17 protein-coding genes and 1 tRNA gene are annotated in these 18958 nt (G+C 69.2%); 6 read left to right on the top strand and 12 right to left on the bottom strand.

All coding sequences use genetic code 11. The features are described from left to right. Positions 1 to 70 precede the first annotated feature (70 nt). From ACFUCU_RS10430 to mca, 4 genes are all read right to left on the bottom strand, one after another. Entirely contained in the window at positions 71 to 745 is a 675-nt protein-coding gene (locus ACFUCU_RS10430) for an HAD family hydrolase (protein WP_377972438.1), read from the bottom strand. Continuing rightward, complete coding sequence (locus ACFUCU_RS10435; protein ID WP_377972439.1) at positions 742 to 2907, bottom strand: thioredoxin domain-containing protein; 2166 nt, start codon at positions 2905 to 2907, stop codon at positions 742 to 744. Before ACFUCU_RS10435 ends, ACFUCU_RS10430 begins: the two co-directional genes overlap by 4 nt. 25 nt (positions 2908 to 2932) lie before the next feature. Then, positions 2933 to 3289: a hypothetical protein gene (locus ACFUCU_RS10440; protein WP_377972441.1), complete on the bottom strand. Its 357-nt coding sequence runs from the start codon at positions 3287 to 3289 to the stop codon at positions 2933 to 2935. 78 nt (positions 3290 to 3367) lie between these two features. Next, positions 3368 to 4273: a mycothiol conjugate amidase Mca gene (mca, locus tag ACFUCU_RS10445; protein ID WP_290258555.1), complete on the bottom strand. Its 906-nt coding sequence runs from the start codon at positions 4271 to 4273 to the stop codon at positions 3368 to 3370. A gap of 80 nt (positions 4274 to 4353) precedes the next feature. Here mca and ACFUCU_RS10450 point away from each other — a divergent pair, with 80 nt between their 5' ends. Together ACFUCU_RS10450 and greA are read left to right on the top strand one after the other, a co-directional pair. Further along, positions 4354 to 4857 carry a DUF4307 domain-containing protein gene (locus ACFUCU_RS10450; protein WP_377972443.1) on the top strand — a complete coding sequence of 168 codons (504 nt, stop codon included), beginning with the start codon at positions 4354 to 4356 and terminating at the stop codon, positions 4855 to 4857. A gap of 225 nt (positions 4858 to 5082) precedes the next feature. Next, entirely contained in the window at positions 5083 to 5577 is a 495-nt protein-coding gene (greA, locus tag ACFUCU_RS10455) for a transcription elongation factor GreA (protein WP_290258557.1), read from the top strand. An 84-nt stretch (positions 5578 to 5661) separates the two neighbouring features. Here greA and ACFUCU_RS10460 read toward each other — a convergent pair whose 3' ends face one another. From ACFUCU_RS10460 to ACFUCU_RS10480, 5 genes are all read right to left on the bottom strand, one after another. Then, complete coding sequence (locus tag ACFUCU_RS10460; protein WP_377972445.1) at positions 5662 to 6267, bottom strand: rhomboid family intramembrane serine protease; 606 nt, start codon at positions 6265 to 6267, stop codon at positions 5662 to 5664. A 9-nt stretch (positions 6268 to 6276) separates the two neighbouring features. After that, the gene (gene ilvA, locus ACFUCU_RS10465) at positions 6277 to 7515 is read right to left on the bottom strand and encodes a threonine ammonia-lyase (protein ID WP_290258559.1); all 1239 of its coding nucleotides are present in this window, start codon (positions 7513 to 7515) and stop codon (positions 6277 to 6279) included. 48 nt (positions 7516 to 7563) lie between these two features. Next, entirely contained in the window at positions 7564 to 8886 is a 1323-nt protein-coding gene (locus ACFUCU_RS10470; protein ID WP_377972447.1) for an AI-2E family transporter, read from the bottom strand. 38 nt (positions 8887 to 8924) lie between these two features. Next, the gene (locus ACFUCU_RS10475; protein WP_377972448.1) at positions 8925 to 9920 is read right to left on the bottom strand and encodes an aldose 1-epimerase family protein; all 996 of its coding nucleotides are present in this window, start codon (positions 9918 to 9920) and stop codon (positions 8925 to 8927) included. Positions 9921 to 10068: 148 nt separating this feature from the next. After that, entirely contained in the window at positions 10069 to 11010 is a 942-nt protein-coding gene (locus ACFUCU_RS10480) for a Bax inhibitor-1/YccA family protein (RefSeq protein ID WP_377972450.1), read from the bottom strand. A 440-nt stretch (positions 11011 to 11450) separates the two neighbouring features. Here ACFUCU_RS10480 and ACFUCU_RS10485 point away from each other — a divergent pair, with 440 nt between their 5' ends. From ACFUCU_RS10485 to ACFUCU_RS10500, 4 genes are read left to right on the top strand one after another with little or no spacing between them, the layout of a single operon-like run. Next, positions 11451 to 12791: a branched-chain amino acid ABC transporter permease gene (locus ACFUCU_RS10485; protein ID WP_377972452.1), complete on the top strand. Its 1341-nt coding sequence runs from the start codon at positions 11451 to 11453 to the stop codon at positions 12789 to 12791. A 9-nt stretch (positions 12792 to 12800) separates the two neighbouring features. After that, entirely contained in the window at positions 12801 to 13769 is a 969-nt protein-coding gene (locus ACFUCU_RS10490; protein ID WP_377972453.1) for a branched-chain amino acid ABC transporter permease, read from the top strand. Then, positions 13766 to 14881: an ABC transporter ATP-binding protein gene (locus ACFUCU_RS10495; RefSeq protein WP_290258565.1), complete on the top strand. Its 1116-nt coding sequence runs from the start codon at positions 13766 to 13768 to the stop codon at positions 14879 to 14881. The genes ACFUCU_RS10490 and ACFUCU_RS10495 overlap by 4 nt, the downstream gene beginning before the upstream one ends. Next, positions 14878 to 15651 (top strand): ABC transporter ATP-binding protein, encoded by a 774-nt coding sequence (locus ACFUCU_RS10500; RefSeq protein WP_290258566.1) that lies wholly within the window; start codon positions 14878 to 14880, stop codon positions 15649 to 15651. The genes ACFUCU_RS10495 and ACFUCU_RS10500 overlap by 4 nt, the downstream gene beginning before the upstream one ends. A gap of 521 nt (positions 15652 to 16172) precedes the next feature. On the opposite strand, the gene ACFUCU_RS10505 is transcribed toward ACFUCU_RS10500, so the two are convergent. From ACFUCU_RS10505 to ACFUCU_RS10515, 3 genes are all read right to left on the bottom strand, one after another. Then, entirely contained in the window at positions 16173 to 17534 is a 1362-nt protein-coding gene (locus ACFUCU_RS10505; protein ID WP_377972455.1) for an ABC transporter substrate-binding protein, read from the bottom strand. A gap of 266 nt (positions 17535 to 17800) precedes the next feature. Then, a tRNA-Leu gene (locus tag ACFUCU_RS10510) sits at positions 17801 to 17874 on the bottom strand. A gap of 30 nt (positions 17875 to 17904) precedes the next feature. Next, positions 17905 to 18882, bottom strand: a complete 978-nt coding sequence (locus ACFUCU_RS10515) for an N-acetyltransferase (RefSeq protein WP_377972456.1) — start codon at positions 18880 to 18882, stop codon at positions 17905 to 17907. Positions 18883 to 18958 lie beyond the last annotated feature (76 nt).

Consider the following 18958-nt stretch of genomic DNA (forward strand, 5'->3'; position numbering starts at 1 on the left):
GGAATATCCGCGCCGCAACCACGGGCCGCGGGACCGTGCCCGCGGCTAGCCCAAGATAGACAAACCCCTGTCAGGGGCGGCCGGCGGCGATCAGTTCCGGCAGCAGGCGCATGTCCTCGAACACGGTGGTTCCGGGCCCGGCCAGCCGCTCGGCGGGGGTGACTCCCCCGGCGTAGGCGAACGCGTGCATGCCGGCGGCGCGGGCGGCCTGGACCCCGTAGGCACTGTCCTCGACGATGGCGCAGCGGGCCGGGTTCACGCCGAGGGTCCTCGCCGCGTGGAGGAACAGGTCCGGGGCCGGCTTGCCGTTGCGGACCTCGGTGGCGCTGAAGATGCGGCCGGCGAAGCGGGGCAGCAGCCCGGTTTGGCCCAGGGTCCGCCGCATCTTCTCGTGGCTGCCGCTGGAGGCCACGCAGTGCGGCAGCTCCAGCCGGTCCAGGGCCTCCTCGATGCCGTCCACCGCGGTGAGGTCCCGTTCGAAGGCCTCGCGGTACCAGTGCTGGTAGACGCTGTCCCAGCCCTCGGCCAGTTCGATGCCGAGGTGGTTCTCGATGCTTGAGACGAAGTTGGCCTCGCTCTTGCCGACGAAGCGGGCGACGATTTCCTCCCGCTCCAGTTCCCAGCCGAGGTCCGCCAGGACCCGCTGGTCGACGTGGACGGAGATTACCTCGGAGTCCACCAGGACGCCGTCGCAGTCGAAGACGACGAGCTCGAAGGGACCTGGCTGAGCGGGGGTTGGGGTCATCCCGCCATGCTAGCCAGTTGCTCCCGCACATGGGCGGCGGACACCGCCGGGGCGTGGCAGACCATGGCGCGGCAGAGGTACACCACCGGGTCCCCCGTGGTCTCGCGGCCGTGCAGCAGCGGGACCGGGCCCGGCGCGGTGCCAGGTCCCGGCTCGGCATCCTGGACGGCGATGACCAGGCCGGGGCTGGGCGAGCGGAGCAGTTCGCGGTGGAGCGCGGAGCGGGCGGCCGACGGCGGACCGGCGACCGCGGCTTCCACGGGACCGGCGACGGCGGCCTGGGCGGCGGCGAGCAGGCCGCCGGCGGCCCGGGGCGCCTGCCGGGCCAGCGGGGGCAGGAGGGCCAGGATCTGTTCGGCGAGGCTGCGGTGCCCGGTGGAGCCGGTGAGGGCGGCGTAGCTGAGCAGCGCACCGGCGAAAGCCGCCGCGCCGCTGGGGGTGGCGTCGTCGAACGGATCAGCCCCGGCGCCGCCACCCTGGGCGTTGCCCACCTGGGCGGACTCCCCGGCGGCGTCGCGCAGGGTTCCGCCGGCGGCAAAGCGTTCGCAGGCGGCCAAGAGGATCCCCTCGGCCAGGGCGTACCAGCGGGTCTGTCCCGTTGCGGCGTAGAGCGCGAAGAGGCCCTCGCTGCAGAACGCGTAGTCCTCTAGCAGGCCGCCAATGCCGCGGGCCCGCCCGTCGTGAGAGACCCGGACCAGCAACCCCGGCTCGCCGTCCGTCCCCGGCGTCCAGTGCACCCGTTCCAGATACTCCGCGATCCGCTCGCCGGCGGCCAGGAGCTCTGCCCGGTTCAGTTCGGTTCCCAGTTCGGTTCCGTCCAGCACGGCGGCGGCGTCGGCCAGGGCGCCGAGGGCCAGGCCGTTCCAGCCGGCCACCACCTTCTCGTCCCGGGCCGGCTGCGGCCGCGCCGAACGTGCCGCACGCAGCGCCGGGCGCACCCGCTGCCAGAGCCGGCGGTCCTCCCCGGCGAGGCCGGCGCCGCCGGGGTGCAGCGGAGCCCCGGACGGGCCTACGTGCATGAGCCGGGCGACGGCGGCCCCGTCGTCCCGGCCCAGGACATCGGCGAGTTCCGCGGCGGTCCAAAGGTAGGTTGCGCCCTCGTGATGGACGTCGTCCACCACAGTGTCCGCGTCCAGGGACGAGGCGAGGGCCGCCAGTTCGCCGTCGGAGCCGGTCAGGCCCAGGGCCGCCAGCATCCAGTCCGCGGTCCCGGCCGTGGCCTCGGCGGCCTCCGCGGCGGGGTACTCGGCCGAGCCGCCCAGCCGGACCCAGTGCGCGCAGGCCCGCAGCAGCAGGGCATTGTCGTAGAGCATCTTCTCGAAGTGCGGGAGGGACCAGTCCCGGGTGACCGAATACCGGGAGAACCCGCCCTCGAGCTGGTCGTAGAGCGCGGAGCGGGCCATGGCGGCCAGGGTGCGGCCGGCGATCCCGCGGGCCGTGTCTGCTGTCGCGGACGGGACCGCGGCGTGCCGGATGAGGAACTCCAGGACGGCCGACGGCGGGAATTTGGGGGCGGCGCCGAAGCCGCCCCCGGCGTCCTCGGCCGCCGCCAGCGCGCGGACGGCGTCGGCGAGCACCTCCGGGTCCGGGGTGCCCGGCCCGGCATCGGACGCGTCGCTGCCCGTGCCGGGGGGCTGCAGGCGCACGGCCGAGCGGGCGTGCAGGTCCGCCAGCCCGCGGGCCAGCGCCGCGGCGTTGACTTCCACGGCCTCCCGGCGCTCCGCCCAGGCCACGTGCACCGCTTCCAGCACCTGGCGGAAGGAGGGCCGGCCCGGCATGGGCCGGGGCGGGAAGTACGTTCCGGCGTGGAAGGCCCGGCCGTCGGGGAGCAGGAACACAGACATCGGCCAGCCGCCCTCGCCGGTGAGCGCCTGGGTGGCGGCCATGTAGGCGGCGTCGACGTCGGGGCGTTCCTCCCGGTCCACCTTGACGGAGACGAAGTGCTCGTTCAGGTACCGGGCGGTCTCCGGGTCCTCGAAGGACTCACCGGCCATGACGTGGCACCAGTGGCAGGCCGCGTAGCCGATGGAGAGGAAGACCGGCACGTCCCGGTCCGCGGCGGCGGCGAAGGCCGCGTCGCCGAAGGGTTGCCAGTGCACCGGGTTGCCGGCGTGCTGGCGCAGGTAGGCGGAGGGCTCGCCGGCCAGGGCGTTGCCCGTCACCGGTGGCTCCCCCGCCGAGGGGGTGTCAGCGGCTTCCGGGTCCCGCGTCACCGTTGGCCTCCGGGCGGGCCGGTCCGGATCCGTCCCTGCCGCCGTCGAGGGTTCCGCCGTCGAGGGTCCCGGCGCCGGGAGTAACGTCGGCTCCCTTGTCAGCTCCGCCCTCGGCCGCGGCGCGTTCTTCCTCCACCTGGGCCCGGTAGCGGACCCGCCGGATCCGGCGCACCATGTCCACGATCAGCAGGGCGCTGAGGATGACGATGAAGGCGGTGAGCACGAATCCCAGCAGGCCCGGGCTGACCTGGTCCTGGTCGAGCCCGGGGCGCAGTGACGGCGTCGGGGAAGGCGCCGGGGCGGTGGCCAGGGCAATGAACAAGGAGTGCACGGGTAAACCTTCTGTGAGGAACTGGGGGTCAGGCCTCCGACGCCGCTTTTCTACGCGGCATAGAAGTCTCTGCTGGGTCTATCTTAGCCCGGCGAAGAAGTCCGTTTCCGGCAGTTCTGCGGGGACGCGGGAGGTGATCAGCGAGTAGTCCTCCCACGGCCAGGTCTGCCGCTGCATCGCCGGGGAGACGGCGAAGAAGAAGCCTTCCGGGTCGATCTGCGTCCGGTGCGCGCGCAGGGCGTTGTCCCGGGCTTCGAAGTAGTCCCCGCACTGGATCTGGGTGGTGGTTTCGTGGGTGGGCGCCGGCGGGGTGTGGCCCTCGGCGTCGGCCTCAAGCCAGGCGGCGATCCGCTCGGCGTACGGCGACTGCAGGCCGGCCTCCTCCAGGGCGTAGTGCAGGGCCTTGAACCGTTCCGGGCTGAAGGCACGATCGTAGTAGAGCTTGCTGGGGGTCCAGGCCTCCCCGGTGCCCGGGTAGCGGTCCGGGCTGCCCGCGGCCTCGAAGGCCTCGACGGCGACGCGGTGGGCCATGATGTGGTCCGGGTGCGGGTAGCCGCCGTTCTCGTCGTAGCTGAGGATCACGTGCGGCTTGAAGGACCGGACCAGGCGGACCAGCGGCGCGGCGGCGCGCTCCAGCGGCAGCGTCGCGAAGGATCCGGCCGGCAGCGGCGGCAGCGGGTCGCCCTCGGGCAGGCCGGAGTCCACGAAGCCCAGCCAGCGCTGCCGGATGCCCAGCACCTTGGCCGCGTTGGCCATCTCCAGCCGGCGGGCGCCGGCCATGTCCCGCTTGGGGTGCGGCGCGGACTCCATCTGCGGGTTCTGGATGTCGCCGCGGGAGCCATCGGTGCAGGTGGCCACCAGGACGTCGACGCCGGCCGCGGCGTACATGGCCATGGTCGCGGCGCCCTTGCTGGATTCGTCGTCGGGGTGGGCGTGGACGGCGAGGAGCCGAAGCGGGGCGGACGGGCTGGGGGACGCTGTCATCGTCGGACGGCTCCTCTTTCTTCTCTGGGTGATTCGAGCCGGGTGATTTCGGGCTGACCGATCCACACTAAACTGGACTGGTGACTTCCGAGGAGCAGCCTGCAGCACCCGCGCCGGCACCCACCAGCCTAGCCAATCGCTACGGCGGTCAAAAGCGCGCCATGGGCGGCAGCTTCGGCAGGGCCGGAAGCACCGACGGGACCACCGACGGACGCAAGCGCAGGCGCAACCTCCTGATCGCGGCCCTGGCCGTCGCGGTGGCCTTCCTCGCCTGGGTGGCAACCTCCGCAGCCACCGGGTCCGTCAGCTTCAAGGACATCGGCTACAGCACCCCGGACGCCACCCTCGCCCAGCTGGACTTCCAGGTCACGAAGAACCCGGACAGCACCGCCGCCTGCGCCGTGAAGGCCCTTGATTCGAAGTTCGCGGTGGTCGGCTGGAAGGTCGTCACCATCGGCCCGAACGACGCCTCGGCCGGGACCGACGGCGGCCACACCACCGCCCAGCGGGTGACGCTGCGGACCGAATCGCAGGCGGTCTCCGCAGTCGTCGACAACTGCTGGCTGCCCTCCGCCGCTAAGTAGTGCCCGCCCCACGCGTGTGACGCAACGCGTAACACGGTGTGACCTGCGCCGCTCAGGTTCTTTGGTTTATCCACAGCATTGACTACAATGGACCAATACCTTAACCCCGCTGAGCTGGTTGCTGAGTTCCATAAGTGGCCACCGTGGCGGGGTCTTTGCTTGTTTGACCAGTTCGTTTGACCCGTTTTGTTTGACCAGCTTGTTTATCCACCAAAGGAGAAGTCCGTGTCGACCACCAACAGCGCAACTGCAGCTTGGCTTACCCAGGAAGCTTTTGACCGCCTGAAGGCAGAGCTGGACCACCTCTCCGGCGCCGGCCGGGCGGAAATCGTTCAGAAGATCGAAGCCGCCCGCCAGGAGGGCGACCTCAAGGAGAACGGTGGATACCACGCCGCCAAGGAGGAGCAGGGCAAGATCGAGGCCCGCATCCGCCAGCTGACCGTCCTGCTCCGCGACGCCCACGTGGGCGAGGCTCCCGCCGACGACGGAATCGTCGAACCGGGCATGATCGTCGTCGCGAAGATCGCAGGCGACGAGGAAACCTTCCTGCTGGGCTCCCGCGAGATCGCCGGCGACTCGGACCTGGATGTCTTCAGCGAGAAGTCCCCGCTGGGCTCGGCCATCGTCGGCCACAAGGAGGGCGACAAGCTCAGCTACACCGCCCCGAACGGCAAGGACATCACCGTGGAGATCCTCTCCGCGAAGCCGTACGTCGGCTAGCCAGCAACAGACGACGCCGGCTCTCCCCTCCCGGGGACGGGCCGGCGTCGGCGTTTAAGGCGTTGGCGGCTAAGGCGCCGGTATTCAGGGTGTCGACGTGGCGCGCCGGCGCAGCAGCAGTGCCGCGACCACCCCGCCGGCGGCACCGCCCAGGTGCGCCTGCCAGGAGACGTAGCCGGCCACCGTGGGAAGCACCCCGAAGAGGATGCCGCCGTAGGCCAGGAACAGCACCACGGAGAGCAGGATCTGCCCCCAGTGCCGGTTCAGGAAGCCGCGCACCAGCAGGAAGGCGAACAGCCCGAACACCAGCCCGGACGCGCCCACCGTGATGTTGTAGCCGCCGATCAGCCACACCGTCAGCCCGGAGCCGAGCCAGCTCGCAGCCAGCGCGGTGAGGAAGACCCGCAGCCCGGAGAGGAACACCAGGAAGCCGAAGATGATCAGCGGCAGGGTGTTGGAGAACAGGTGGGCCAGGCTGGCGTGCAGCAGCGGGAAGGTGAGGATGTCCACCAGGCCCTCGGGCGTGCGCGGCCGGAGCCCGAACACCCGGTTCAGGGAATGCAGCATCAGGGTGTTGACCAACTCCACCGCGTAGAGGAACGCCACGAAGGACCCCACCACCGCCAGTCCCTGCCGGGCGCGGGCCGCGGTGGTGCCCCGCCGCCGCTCCCCCCCGGGCGCTTCCAGCACGGCGGCTGCCTAGTGCACCACGATCGGCTGGAACCCCTCGGCCCGGAGCGCGGCCAGGACCTGCTCGCCGTGCTCGTGGCCCTTGGTTTCCAGGTTGACCGTGATGGAGACGTCGCCCATGCTGATCGAACCGCCCACCCGGGTGTGGTCCAGGCCGGTGACGTTCGCGTCGTTCTCGGCGATAATCCGCGCGATGGTGGCCAGCGAACCGGGCCGGTCGTCCAGCATCATCCGCACGGTCATGTACCGGCCGGCGGCGGAGAGGCCGCGCTGGATGACCTTGAGCATGAGCATAGGGTCGATGTTGCCGCCGGAGAGCACGACGGCGGTGGTGCCGGGGTTCTCGATCTTCCCTTCCATCAGCGCGGCGACGCCCACGGCGCCGGCCGGTTCGACGACCATCTTGGCCCGTTCCAGCAGGAAGATCAGGGCCCGGGCGAGGGCGTCCTCGCTGACGGTGACGACGTCGTCCACCAGTTCCCGGATGATGCTGAAGGGCAGCTGGCCGGGCCGGCCGACGGCGATGCCGTCCGCCATGGTGGAGACCCGCTTCAGCGGCACCAGGGCGTCCGCGGCGAGGGAGGGCGGGTAGGCGGCGGCGTTCTCGGCCTGCACGCCGATAATGCGGATGGTTCGGCCCAGTTCCTTGGCGCGGGCCTTCACGGCGACGGCCACGCCGGCGAGCAGCCCGCCGCCGCCGACGCCCATCAGGATGGTGTCCACGTGCGGGATCTGTTCGAGGATCTCCAGCCCCACGGTGCCCTGCCCGGCCACGACGTCGACGTCGTCGAACGGGTGCACGAACACGGCGCCCGATTCGTCCGCGTAGCGCTTGGCCTCGGCGAGTGCCTCATCGACGTTGTGGCCGTGGAGCACCACCTCCGCGCCGTGGCTGCGGGTCGCGGCGAGCTTGGGCAGCGCGACGCCCAGCGGCATGTAGATCCGGGCCTTGATGCCGAGGGCCTTCGCGGCGACGGCCACGCCCTGGGCGTGGTTGCCGGCCGAGGCCGCCACGACGCCCCGCTGCTTCTCGGCCGCGGAGAGCTTGGCCATCCGGACGTAGGCGCCGCGGACCTTGAACGAACCAGCACGCTGCAGGTTTTCGCACTTGAAGTAGACCTCGCCGCCCACCAGGCCGCCGAGGGCCCGGGAGGACTCCACCGGGGTCCGGGTAATAATCCCGTCGAGCAGCTTCTGCGCCTCCAGGACATCGTCCAATGTGACGGGAAGGGTCTCGAGGGTATTCACGAACTAGTCTCCTTTTAGGGTTCCTGCGTCGGCGCGAGGGTGGCTTTCCTACCCGTCGCCCGGGGTGTTGCCGGCGCCGGCCGGGGCGGAAACGCCCGGTTGGTTGGCGGCTGCCAGCTCTCCATCATGTTCCCACGTTCTGGCCGCGATGTACCGAACGGCCGAGTTTGCTACGGCGAGGATCGGGACGGAGAACAGCGCGCCGGGGATGCCGGCCAGGTAGGAACCGGCGGCGACGGAGAGGATGACGGCCACGGGGTGCAGGGAGACGGCCTTGCCCATCACCAGCGGCTGCAGGATGTGGCCTTCGAGCTGCTGGACCAGCAGCACGATGCCGATCATGATCAGCGCGTTGACCAGGCCGTTGGCCACCAGGGCCAGCAGCACGGCGATGGCACCGGTGACCAGCGCGCCGACGACTGGGATGAAGGAGCCGATGAAGACCAGGACGCCCAGCGGCAGGGCCAGCGGCACGCCGATAATCGCGGCGCCGACGCCGATGCCGAGGGCATCGACGAAGGCGACGAACATCTGGATCCGGGTGTAGCTGACCATCGAGGTCCAGCCGCGCCGGCCGGCGCCGTTAACCGCGGGGCGGGCCTTCCGCGGCATCAGCCGGACCAGGAACCGCCAGATCCGCTCGCCTTCGAGCAGGAAGAAGATGGTGACGAAGAGGGCGATGAGCAGCCCTGCGGCGAAGTGCCCGGCGGTGCTTCCGAAGGTCAGGGCGCCGCTGACGATGCTGCTGCTGTTTTTCTGCAGCGCGGCGGTGGCTTCCTCGATGTAGGTGTCGATCTGGGCGGCGGTCAGGTGCAGCGGGCCCTCGGAGAGCCAGGTCTGGACCTGCTGGACGCCGGTGAGCGCCTGGCCCCACAGCTCGCCGAAGCCGGAGGTCAGCTGGCGGCCGACCAGGGCGAGCGCTCCGGCGATCACGCCGATGAAGCCAAGGAGGGTGATGGCGACGGCGAGGCCGTTGGGCACCTTGCGCCGCCGGAGCCACCGGGTGACCGGGCTGAGCAGGCCGGCGAGCAGGGCGGCGACCATGATCGGGATGATGAGGAAGCTGATCTTGCTCAGCAGCCAGATCAGCGCGCCGGAGACCAGCAGGATCAGGCCTACCCGCCAGGCCCAGGACGCGGCGATCCGGATGCCGTAGGGGATGTCCTCGTCCAGTTCGCGGTCGGTGCGCACGCGGGGCCCGGTTCCGGACGGGGCGGTCCCCTCCCCCGGGGTTCCCGTCGTGACCGGCACTCCCGCCGGCGCGGCGGACAGTGCAGGATCTGCGTAGCCCGGGACGGTGATTCCGGGCCGGTCGTCGGGACCGGTGGTGTCGGTCGGGAGGGTGGGGCGGGCGTCATCAGCTGGCGTCATTACCCCATAATTCCCTAGCTTGCCTAGGAAAGGAAACGCTAGCCGCCCAGCGTGGCGCGGATCCCCCAGGTCATGGAGAACTCCTCGCCGGCGGCGAGCCAGCGCAGCCCGTCACCGCTGTTGAACGCGTTTGCCGGGCCGGTCATCGGTTCCAGGGCCACGGCCCGGTTCAGCCCGGGCAGCCGGTCGGTGACGAAGACGTGGACGTAGCGGCAGTGCTCGTCCTGCCAGAGGGTGACGCTGCGCCCGTCGGGGGCGTGCAGCGTGCTGCCGGCCTCGCCGCCGTCGAACTCCAGGTCCGTGTAGGCGCTGTCCAGGTCCAGGTCTCCGGCGCGGCGCCCGGAGCGAAGGTCGTAGTCGCCGGCCACGGGCTCGGTGTCGCGCGGGATCTGGCGTTCGTCGGTGACCAGGCGGGTGCCGCCGGAGACGGTGACGGTGAGGTCCTCGGTGGGCACGTCGCCGATCCGCAGATAGGGGTGGGCGCCCAGCACGAACGGGGCGGAGTCCCGGCCGTCGTTGATGAGGGTCTGCCGGACGGTCAGTCCCAGGTCCTCGCCGAGGGAGTACCGGACCCGGTGCCGGAGCAGGAACGGGTAGCCGTGCTGCGGGAAGACCGCGGCCTCGAGCGTGACGGAGAATTCATCCTCATCCACCAGGCCGTAGCCGGCGTTCCGGAGCAGGCCGTGGCTGGCGTTGTTGTAGCTGACCTCGGTGATGTCCAGCTGGAGTTTCTTGCCGTCGAGGTACCAGATCCCGTCCTCGATCCGGTTGGCCCACGGGGCGAGCATGATGCCGGCGGCGCCCGGGGCGATCTCGTCGTCGGCGTAGGTCTCGGTCAGTGCCACGCCCGCGCGGCTGTAGAGCCGCACGCCGCCGGCGAGTTCCGTGATGACGGCAAGCGCATCGCCGCGCCGCAGTTCATACTGCCGGCCGGTGGCGTAGCGGCGGGCCTCGGAGTCGGCGGCTGCGGGGCCGGTTGCGGCGGAGTCAGCGGCAGAGGGGGTGTCGGCGGGAGCGGTGGCGGTCGGTTCCATGGCACCACCGTACCCAACCCGCGGGCTCCCCTCCTAGCGAACCTTTCCCGTGCTGCGATAGAGCCCCTGATAGACGAAACGGGCCCCGCCGTAAGGCGGGACCCGCTCCCTGCTACTTCGAAGCCTGTCGGCCGAAGCCGGCGTCGTGTCAGTCGTCGCCGCGCAGGATGGCCAGCAGGCGGATGATCTCCACGTACAGCCACACCAGGGTGACGGTCAGGCCGAAAGCGGCGGTCCAGGAGAAGCGCTGCGGGGCACCGGCGCGGACGCCGGCCTCGATGCTGGTGAAGTCCATGATCAGCGAGAACGCGGCCAGGCCGATGGCCAGCAGGCCGATGAAGACGCCCAACGGGATGCCGAAGATCTCGACGGAGGTACGGAGACCGAACGGGGACTGCACGGCACCGGTCCACATCATCACCATGTTGATCAGCGCGAAGACGGCGTAGCCGATCAGGGCAATCATGAAGAAGCGCATTGCCCTGGGCGTGGCGCGGACCTTGCCGCTCTTGAACAGCACCAGGGTCACGGCGAAGACGGACAGGGTGCCGATGACGGCCTGCAGGCCGACGCCGGGGAACATGCCGTCAAGGATCCGGGTCAGGCCGCCGAGGAACAGGCCCTCGAGGGCGGCATACGCCAGGATCAGCGCCGGGGAGGGCTGCTTCTTGAAGGTGTTGACCAGCGCCAGGACGAATCCGCCCAGCGCGCCGACCAGCATCAGCATCGAGGCGAGGCCCTGCGCAACGACCAGCGTCACGGCGGCGCCGGCGATCACGGCGGCGAGACAGGCGGCGGTCTTCATGATGACGTCGTCGAACGTCATCCGGCCCGCGTCGGCGGGCCCGGCGGCCGGTCGGTTGTACAGGTCCTGCAGCTGCTCGCTGCTCATGGCCTGCTGGCCCGGGTTCCAGCCGGCCTGCTGGCCGTAATGGTTCTGGCCGTACTGGGGCTGGCCGTAGTTCTGGCCATAGGGTGCCTGGCCGTAGTTCTGGCCATAACCCTGGCCGTACGCCTGCGGCGCCGGCGGTGCCTGGGTGGCTCCACGGAAGTTCTTTCCGTTGAAGATCGGATTTCCGCCAAGTGCCATTGCTGGTGTCCTCCAAATAAGGGGGTTGAGTGATGAACTGCGGTGGAGTTCGGTAGTTTCCACGCTACCAATTCCCACGGCCCGCGGGCAGGGTTAGTTCCCGCCCTCGGGCGTCGCAACCCAACCGTGACCTCCCCCGCCCGCCCCGCACGGGGATTGTTTAGGACGCATGGCGATCAACAAAAGTTTTCATTAGCTGAACTAATGGGATACCTGCGTCCAGCTTCACGGTTGTTATGTGATCGCGACGTAATACCTGCTCGGAGCGGCAATTAGCGTCCCGCCGGGGCGGTAACATGAGGCCAACGGGGTGACGGACATCACAACCAGCTTCACCATCAGCTCCATCGCATCGCACCACCGGCTCCACCCGTCCCCCGAACGTTCGCAGTGGTTGCAACGGCGCAACCCAGACCATCCCCACGTGGAGGTTTTCACCTTTGAGAAGCACAACACGAGGCCTGCCCCCGCGGCGCCGCGGCAGAATCACGACAGCTGTAGGCGCGGTCTTCGCCGCCGTCGCAGCCCTTCTGCTCATCGTCGCGCCGGCATCGCAGGCCACGACCCCATCGCCGACACCATCCCCGTCGAGCACCAACTTCCAGAACAGCATCAGCGGCTTCCTCCGCGGTGACGACAGGGCGCCGCTGGCCGGCGTCACCATCACCGCCAAGGGCGAGAACTTCACCGGCACCACCAAGTCGGCCGCCAACGGATCCTGGAACATCGGCGTCCCCACCCAGGGCACCTACGAAGTCGAGCTGGACACCAAGACCCTGCCGGAGGGCGTCAAGCTCGCCGAGGGCCAGGAAAACCCCCGCAAGGTCACCTTCAGCCAGACCTCCAACCTCTCCGTGGTCTTCGCCTTCGGTAAGGGCATCGTGGTCCAGCAGCAGGACTTCGGCCAGAACCTGATCAACCGCCTCGTCGCCGGCCTGAGCTTCGGCCTGCTGCTGGCCCTGGCGTCCGTGGGCCTGTCGCTGATCTTCGGCACCACCGGCCTGACCAACTTCGCCCACGGCGAGATGGTCACCCTCGGAGCCGTCCTGGTCTTCGCCTTCAACGCCATGAACCTGCCGTTCTGGCTCGCGATCATCCTGGCCCTCCTCGGCGGCGGCCTCTTCGGCTACGTCCAGGACGCCGGGCTCTGGAAGCCGCTGCGGCGCCGCGGGACCGGCCTGGTTCCGATGATGATCGTCAGCATCGGCCTGGCCCTGGCGGTCCGTTATGTCATCCAGTTCTACTTCGGCGGCGCCACCCAGCAGCTGCCGTTCGCGCAGAGCGCCGAGATCCAGATCGGGCCGATCTCCATCTCGCCGAACAACCTCTGGTCCCTGCTGATCAGCGTGATCGTCATCGCCGTCCTCGGCGTCGTGCTGCTGAAGACCCGCCTGGGCAAGGCCACCCGTGCGGTGGCCGACAACCCCGCCCTCGCCGCGGCCTCCGGCATCGACGTCGACTCCGTGATCCGCATCGTCTGGGTCACCGGCGGCATGCTGGCATCCCTTGGCGGCATCCTCTGGGCCTACTACCGGCCGGGCGTCACGTTCGACATGGGATCCCAGATCCTGCTGCTCATCTTCGCCGGCGTCACCCTGGGCGGCCTCGGCACCGTGTGGGGCGCACTCTTCGGCTCCATCATCGTCGGTATCTTCGTGGAGCTCACCACCGTGTTCGGCCTCGCCGCCGACCTCAAGTACGTGGGAGCCCTCTTCATCATGATCGTTGTCCTCTTGTTCCGGCCCCAGGGCATCCTGGGCCGCCGCGAGCGCGTGGGTTAGGAGACAAACATGGACTTCGGATTCATTCTTTCCAGCGCTGCCGGAGAAATCTTCAGCCCGACGACGGCGGCGTACGCACTCGCCGCGCTCGGCCTGGCGGTGCACTTCGGCTACTCGGGCCTGCTGAACTTCGGCCAGGCCGGCTTCATGGCGGTGGGAGCCTACGGCTTCGCCATCTCCACCCTGAGCTTCCACGTGCCGTTCTTCGTGGGCCTGCTGATCGCCGTCGTCTGCTCGGCGATCTTCGCCCTGCTGCTCGGCGTCCCCACCCTGCGGCTGCGGGCCGACTACCTGGCCATCGTCACGATCGCGGCCGCGGAAATCGTCCGTTACATCGTCACCACCAACCAGCTGACCTCGGTCACCGGTTCGGCCAACGGCCTGGCCGCCTTCGAGGGCGACTTCTACGCCATGAACCCGTTCCCCGAGGGCTCCTACTTCGGCATGAACAACCGCGACTTCTTCATCCGGGTCGCCGGCTGGGCCCTCGTGATCGTGTGCTGCGTCCTCGTCTGGCTGCTGATGCGCAGCCCGTGGGGCCGCGTCCTCAAGGGCATCCGTGAGGACGAGAACGCCGTCCGCTCCCTCGGCAAGAACGTCTACGCCTACAAGATGCAGGCCCTGGTCATCGGCGGCGTCCTCGGCGCCCTCGCCGGTATGGTCTTCACCCTCCCCCGCGGTGCGGTGCAGCCGGCCAACTACGGCACCGAGCTGACGTTCTTCCTGTACACCTGCCTGCTGCTCGGCGGCCTCGGCACCGTGCTGGGACCGGTCGTCGGCGCCATGATCTTCTGGGTGGTGCTGTCCCTGACCCAGGGCGTGCTCTACGGACTGATCGAGTCCGGCGCCGTCACCTGGCTGAACACGGTCCAGGCCGGTCAGCTGCGCTACATCCTGGTAGGCATCGCCCTGATGCTGCTGATGATCTTCAGGCCGCAGGGCGTCTTTGGCAATAAGAAGGAGCTGGCGTTCGCATGAGCATGCACAGCCAAGAACCCAAGGCCGGCGCCGGCACCACGGCCGACGCCGAGACCATCGATTACATGACGGACTCCCGTCCGATCGCGGCCGGGGAGATCGCGCCCGGCTGCAAGAAGCGGGACCCGATCGTGGTGGCGGAGAACGTCACCCGCAGCTTCGGCGGCATCAACGCCGTCGACGTCGAATACCTGGAAATCCCGCGGCACAAGATCACCGCCCTGATCGGCCCGAACGGTGCCGGCAAGACCACCCTCTTCAACCTGCTGACCGGTTTCGATACCCCGAACACCGGCAAGTGGCAGTTCGAGGGCAACAGCCTGGCCGGCGTCTCCTCCTACAAGGTGGCGCGGATGGGCATGGTCCGCACCTTCCAGCTGACCAAGGTCATGGGCAAGCTCACCGTGATGGAGAACATGCGCCTCGGCGCCTCCAACCAGTCCGGCGAGAAGCTCTACAAGGCGCTGTTCAAGGGCATCTGGGGCGGCGAGGAGAAGCGCATCACCGAGCAGGCCGAGGTGCTGCTGCAGAAGTTCAAGCTCGACGCCAAGAAGGACGACTACGCGGCGTCCCTCTCCGGCGGCCAGCGCAAGCTCCTGGAGATGGCCCGTTCCCTCATGGTCCGGCCCAAGCTGGTCATGCTGGACGAGCCGATGGCAGGCGTGAACCCGGCGCTGACGCAGTCGCTGCTGGACCACATCAAGAACCTCAAGGCCGAGGGCATGACCGTGTTGTTCGTCGAGCACGACATGCACATGGTCCGCCACATCGCCGACTGGGTGGTGGTCATGGCCGAGGGCAAGATCGTCGCCGAGGGCCCGCCCGCCGAGGTGATGAAGAACCCGGCCGTGATCGACGCCTACCTGGGCGCCCACCACGACGTCGACCTCGGCGACTCCGAGGGCATCAAGGAGCTCGCCGCCGAGCTCGAGGCCGACGACGAATCGATCGTCGGCACCGAGAACGCCGGCATCATCTCCTCCGATGTGATCGCGACGGAAACCGCCGACGCCGGCACCGCGCCCGCCACGGGTGCGGCGCACGGACGGCGGAGCGCCGAGGAGCCGAACCATGGCGAACAGCCGCCCAGCACAGTGAAGGACGCAGAATGAGCGCCACGAGCCCCGCCCCCGCCGCCCAGAGCGGATTCGACGGCGACTCGGTCGTCAAGGTCACCAACCTGGTGGCCGGTTATATCCCGGGCGTCAACATCCTCAACGGGTGCAGCATCGAGGCCCGCAAGGGTGAACTGATCGGCATCATCGGGCCCAACGGCGCCGGCAAGTCGACCCTGCTCAAGGCCATGTTCGGCCTGGTCAAGGTCCACTCCGGCTCCGTGGTGGTCCGCGGCCAGGACATCACCGGGCTGAAGGCGAACAAGCTGGTCACCAAGGGAGTCGGTTTCGTCCCGCAGACCAACAACGTCTTCGCGGCCCTGACCATCGAAGAGAACCTGCAGATGGGCATGTTCCAGCGGCCCAAGGACTTCGCCAAGCGGTTCGAGTTCGTGGCGGACCTCTTCCCGGAGCTGGCGAAGCGGCGGGCCCAGCGCGCCGGTTCCCTCTCCGGCGGCGAACGCCAGATGGTCGCCATGGGCCGGGCCCTGATGATGGACCCGGCGGTGCTGCTGCTCGATGAGCCCTCCGCCGGCCTCTCCCCCGTCAAGCAGGACGAGACCTTCCTGCGGGTGCACGAGATCAACCGGGCCGGCGTCTCCGTGATCATGGTCGAGCAGAACGCCCGCCGCTGCCTGCAAATCTGCGACCGCGGCTACGTCCTGGACCAGGGCAAGGACGCGTACACCGGCACCGGCCGGGAGCTGATGAAGGATCCCAAGGTCATCCAGCTCTACCTGGGCACCCTGGCCGACACCGTCGAGTAGTTCCGGGCTCCCCCTCCGAAGGGCCGTCACCGCACCGGTGGCGGCCCTTCGCCGTGCTCCGGGGGTCTCCTCTCCCGGCTCCGACTCCGGACGCAGGCACTTGCTCGGCGCCTGCGCGTTGACGGACCCACCGGTAGGTTTCCGCGCAGGTTTGGGACTTCCGCACCCCGGGCCCGCGATGCCCCTGTCCGGAACCGTAGCGAAAATCTGGAACCGTCGCCCCAGCAGGACCCGTCATCTGAGTTGGTCTGCCCGGGGGTCTGACCAGGCCCTAGCGGACCCTCCGCGCAGCTCCCACCTACACGGTGCCCGCACAGGCCCCGACACCCCACCGTCGCCACGTACCAGTCCGATGTGGGGTTTTCGCGCCGGTTTCGGAAATGCGCACCCCGGACCCGGGGTGCCCGGGTCCAAAACCGCCGCTCAGACCCGAAACCGCCGCGGCAGCACCCACCCCGCAAACGCAGGAAACCCCCGCCCAGATGGACGGGGGTTTCCTGTATGTCAGTCAGAGGAGGGGCTTAGAGCTTGCCGAACTCTTCCTTGACGGGCTTGTAGCTGTTGTCATCCTGGTACTCGTAAATGCCGATGTAGGCTTCCGTCGGGTCACCGGCGTCGGAGAACGTTACGGGGCCGGACTGGCCGTCGTAGTCGATGTCCTTGCCGTTGCGGAGCAGGGTGACGCAGGTGGCGAAGCTGTTGCACTTCTCGCCGCCTTCGGAGACGTCCTTGAGGTGCTTGGCGATCTCCGTGCCCTTGGTGCTCTTGGCTTCCTCGGCGGCCAGGGCGATCAGGTTCACGGCGTCGTAGGACTCGCCTGCGTAGCTGTAATCCTTCAGCGCCGGGTCGATGCCGAGCAGCTTCTTCTTGAAGTCATCCTTGGCGAAGGTACCGGGGATGGTGCCCTGGGCGCCCTTGAGGGTGCCTGCCTTGAAGTCCTTGCTGTAGTCGGACATGTTGCCGTCCACCATGAAGATCTGCGTGGGCTTGACGCCCTTGCCGGTGATCAGCGGAACGATGCTCTTGGCCTGGTCGAAGGTGATCAGGGCGATCGCGTCCGGCTTGGCGGCGAGGACCTTGTCCACCTGGCTGCTGAACTGCGAGTCACCCTCGTTGAAGAGTTCCTGCGCCACAACCTTGCCGCCGGCGGCCTCAACTGCGGACTGGATGTTCTTGGCCAGGCCGGTGCCGTAGGCGTCGTTGAGGACGATCATGCCGACGGTCTGGGCGCCACAGGTGGTCATGTAGTTGCCCAGGACCTTGCCCTGCAGGACGTCGGAGGGAGCGGTGCGCCAGTAGAGGCCCTTGTCGTCCCAGGTGGTGAAGTCCGGCGAGGTGTTGGCCGGGGAGAACTGGATGACGCCCGCGCCGGTGATCTGGTTGATCACGGTCTTGGAGACACCGGAGGAGGCGGCGCCGATGATGGCGCTGACACCCTGGCCGAGGAGCGCGGTGGTGGACTGCGTGGCGATGTCGGTCTTGGTGTCGCCGGAGTCGCGGTGGATGACCTCGACCGGCTTGCCCAGGACGCCGCCGGCATCGTTGATTTCCTTGATGCCGAGGTTGACGCCGGCGATTTCCGGCGGGCCGAGGAAGGCGAGCGAACCGGTGGTCGGCAGCAGCGAACCGATCTTCAGCGGGGTATCCGTGGTGGTCGAGGAAGCTGGCACGGAGCCTGCGGCGCTGGCCGAGCTGCTGGCACCTGCGGAGGCGCTGGGAGCCGGGCAGGAAATGCCGCCGGCCTGGCTGGAGGCCGAAGCCGAGCCGGAGCCGCTGGACGAGGGCGTGGACGAACCGCCACAAGCCGTAGCCAGAAGGGCGACGCCGATGCTAAGCGCGGTGAGCTTGGCAATGCGCGGCGCCGCCTGGGGGAGTGAAGTCATAGAGAGGTCTCCTCGATCGAAAGGTGCGAACGGCCTTTGACGCGAAAGATCAGGTGTTCCTGATTTAGCTTCAAGCTAGTGCAATTTCAGCCCGAAAATAAGTGACTACGGTCACATCCTTATAACACTCGTTGCCTAGGGGGAATCAGGCCCCCAATGCGCCCCCAAACCCCTCCCCGGGCCGCAAAGAGCACCCGAGAGGACGCTCCCGGATGACACAAAACCGCCCCGGCCCTTCACAAAGGAAGGGCCGGGCGGCGACGGGGTACCCCAGGTGGGACTCGAACCCACAACACGCGGATTTTAAGTCCGATGCCTCTGCCAATTGGGCTACTGGGGCGCCGGACAATCGTATCGTGCCGGCTACCCCTCAGCCGTGGCCGCCGTCGGCGTCGAAGGGCGCCGCGTACCGGAAGGTGCCGTTCACTCCCCCGGGCCAGAGCGCCAGCGGCAGCAGCTGGAAGTACTCGCCCCACGCCGGGTCCGGCGCCTGCACGCCGAGGGAGGTGGAGGGAACGAAGCCAAACCGGGCATAGTAGTCCGGGCTGCCGAGGAGGGCGATGCCCCGCTCCCCCGCGGCGTTGGCCCGGCTGATGGTCTCTTTCATCAGGGCCGAGCCGATGCCGTGCCGCTGCAGCCGCGGCGTCACCCCCAGCGGGCCGAGCCCCAGCAGCTCCAGCTCCCCCACCCGGCCGCGGGTGCTGATCACGTGGCCCACGATCTCGCCGTCGAGCTCGGCGACAACGCTGAACGCCGGCAGGTACTCCGCGCACTCGAAGAGGGCCGCCAGCAGCCCCACCTCCTCGGGTTCGCCCTCGACCGGCTCCCCGGTGACCGGCGAGACCGCGAACGCCGCGCGGGTCAGCTCGAGCAGGGCCGGGCGGTCCCCCGGCTGCTCGTCGCGCAGCACCAGCCGCGGTTCCGGGGCCGGGGTGCCGCCGCTGGCGGACCGGCTGGCGGCGGACAGTTCGTGGAGCACCTCGAGGGCACGGTCGGCGTCGGGGACCGGGACGAGCAGGTGGTCGTGGTGGAAACCGGCCAGGATTTTGACGCCGATCTTCGCCTCGGCCAGGGCGGCGCTGATGACGGCGGTCAGCCCGGCGGCACCGTCCGCGGAGGGGGTCTGGGCGGTGATCCAGGCCGCCGCATGGTCATAGGGCAGGTCCTGGGCGTCGGCGTCGGCGCGGGGCAGCACCACGGTGAGCCCGTCGGCCTCGCGGACGGCGGCGGCGATGTGGCCGCTCAGCGGCGTGCCCTCGGGCCAGCGGACGTAGACATACTCGCCTTCGCGGACCGCCGGATGCATCGAGGCGAGCAGGGCATGCAGGTCTTTCTCGGCTGGGGTCATGGCCCCAGTCTAGGCACGCTACCAGGACCCGGGGCCAGGAGTGCGTCCGCCACAAGCGGTACAACGACGACGGCGG

The organism is Arthrobacter sp. NPDC057259 (assembly GCF_042668995.1).
Classification (GTDB): domain Bacteria; phylum Actinomycetota; class Actinomycetes; order Actinomycetales; family Micrococcaceae; genus Arthrobacter.

Bases quoted from the DNA above. Each gene is read 5' to 3' on its own strand.
- ACFUCU_RS10430 (WP_377972438.1), bottom strand. From the start codon at position 745: ATGACCCCAACCCCCGCTCAGCCAGGTCCCTTCGAGCTCGTCGTCTTC.
- mca (WP_290258555.1), bottom strand. From the start codon at position 4,273: ATGACAGCGTCCCCCAGCCCGTCCGCCCCGCTTCGGCTCCTCGCCGTC.
- ACFUCU_RS10470 (WP_377972447.1), bottom strand. From the start codon at position 8,886: ATGACGCCAGCTGATGACGCCCGCCCCACCCTCCCGACCGACACCACC.
- ACFUCU_RS10475 (WP_377972448.1), bottom strand. From the start codon at position 9,920: ATGGAACCGACCGCCACCGCTCCCGCCGACACCCCCTCTGCCGCTGAC.
- ACFUCU_RS10480 (WP_377972450.1), bottom strand. From the start codon at position 11,010: ATGGCACTTGGCGGAAATCCGATCTTCAACGGAAAGAACTTCCGTGGA.
- ACFUCU_RS10490 (WP_377972453.1), top strand. From the start codon at position 12,801: ATGGACTTCGGATTCATTCTTTCCAGCGCTGCCGGAGAAATCTTCAGC.
- ACFUCU_RS10495 (WP_290258565.1), top strand. From the start codon at position 13,766: ATGAGCATGCACAGCCAAGAACCCAAGGCCGGCGCCGGCACCACGGCC.
- ACFUCU_RS10500 (WP_290258566.1), top strand. From the start codon at position 14,878: ATGAGCGCCACGAGCCCCGCCCCCGCCGCCCAGAGCGGATTCGACGGC.
- ACFUCU_RS10505 (WP_377972455.1), bottom strand. From the start codon at position 17,534: ATGACTTCACTCCCCCAGGCGGCGCCGCGCATTGCCAAGCTCACCGCG.
- ACFUCU_RS10515 (WP_377972456.1), bottom strand. From the start codon at position 18,882: ATGACCCCAGCCGAGAAAGACCTGCATGCCCTGCTCGCCTCGATGCAT.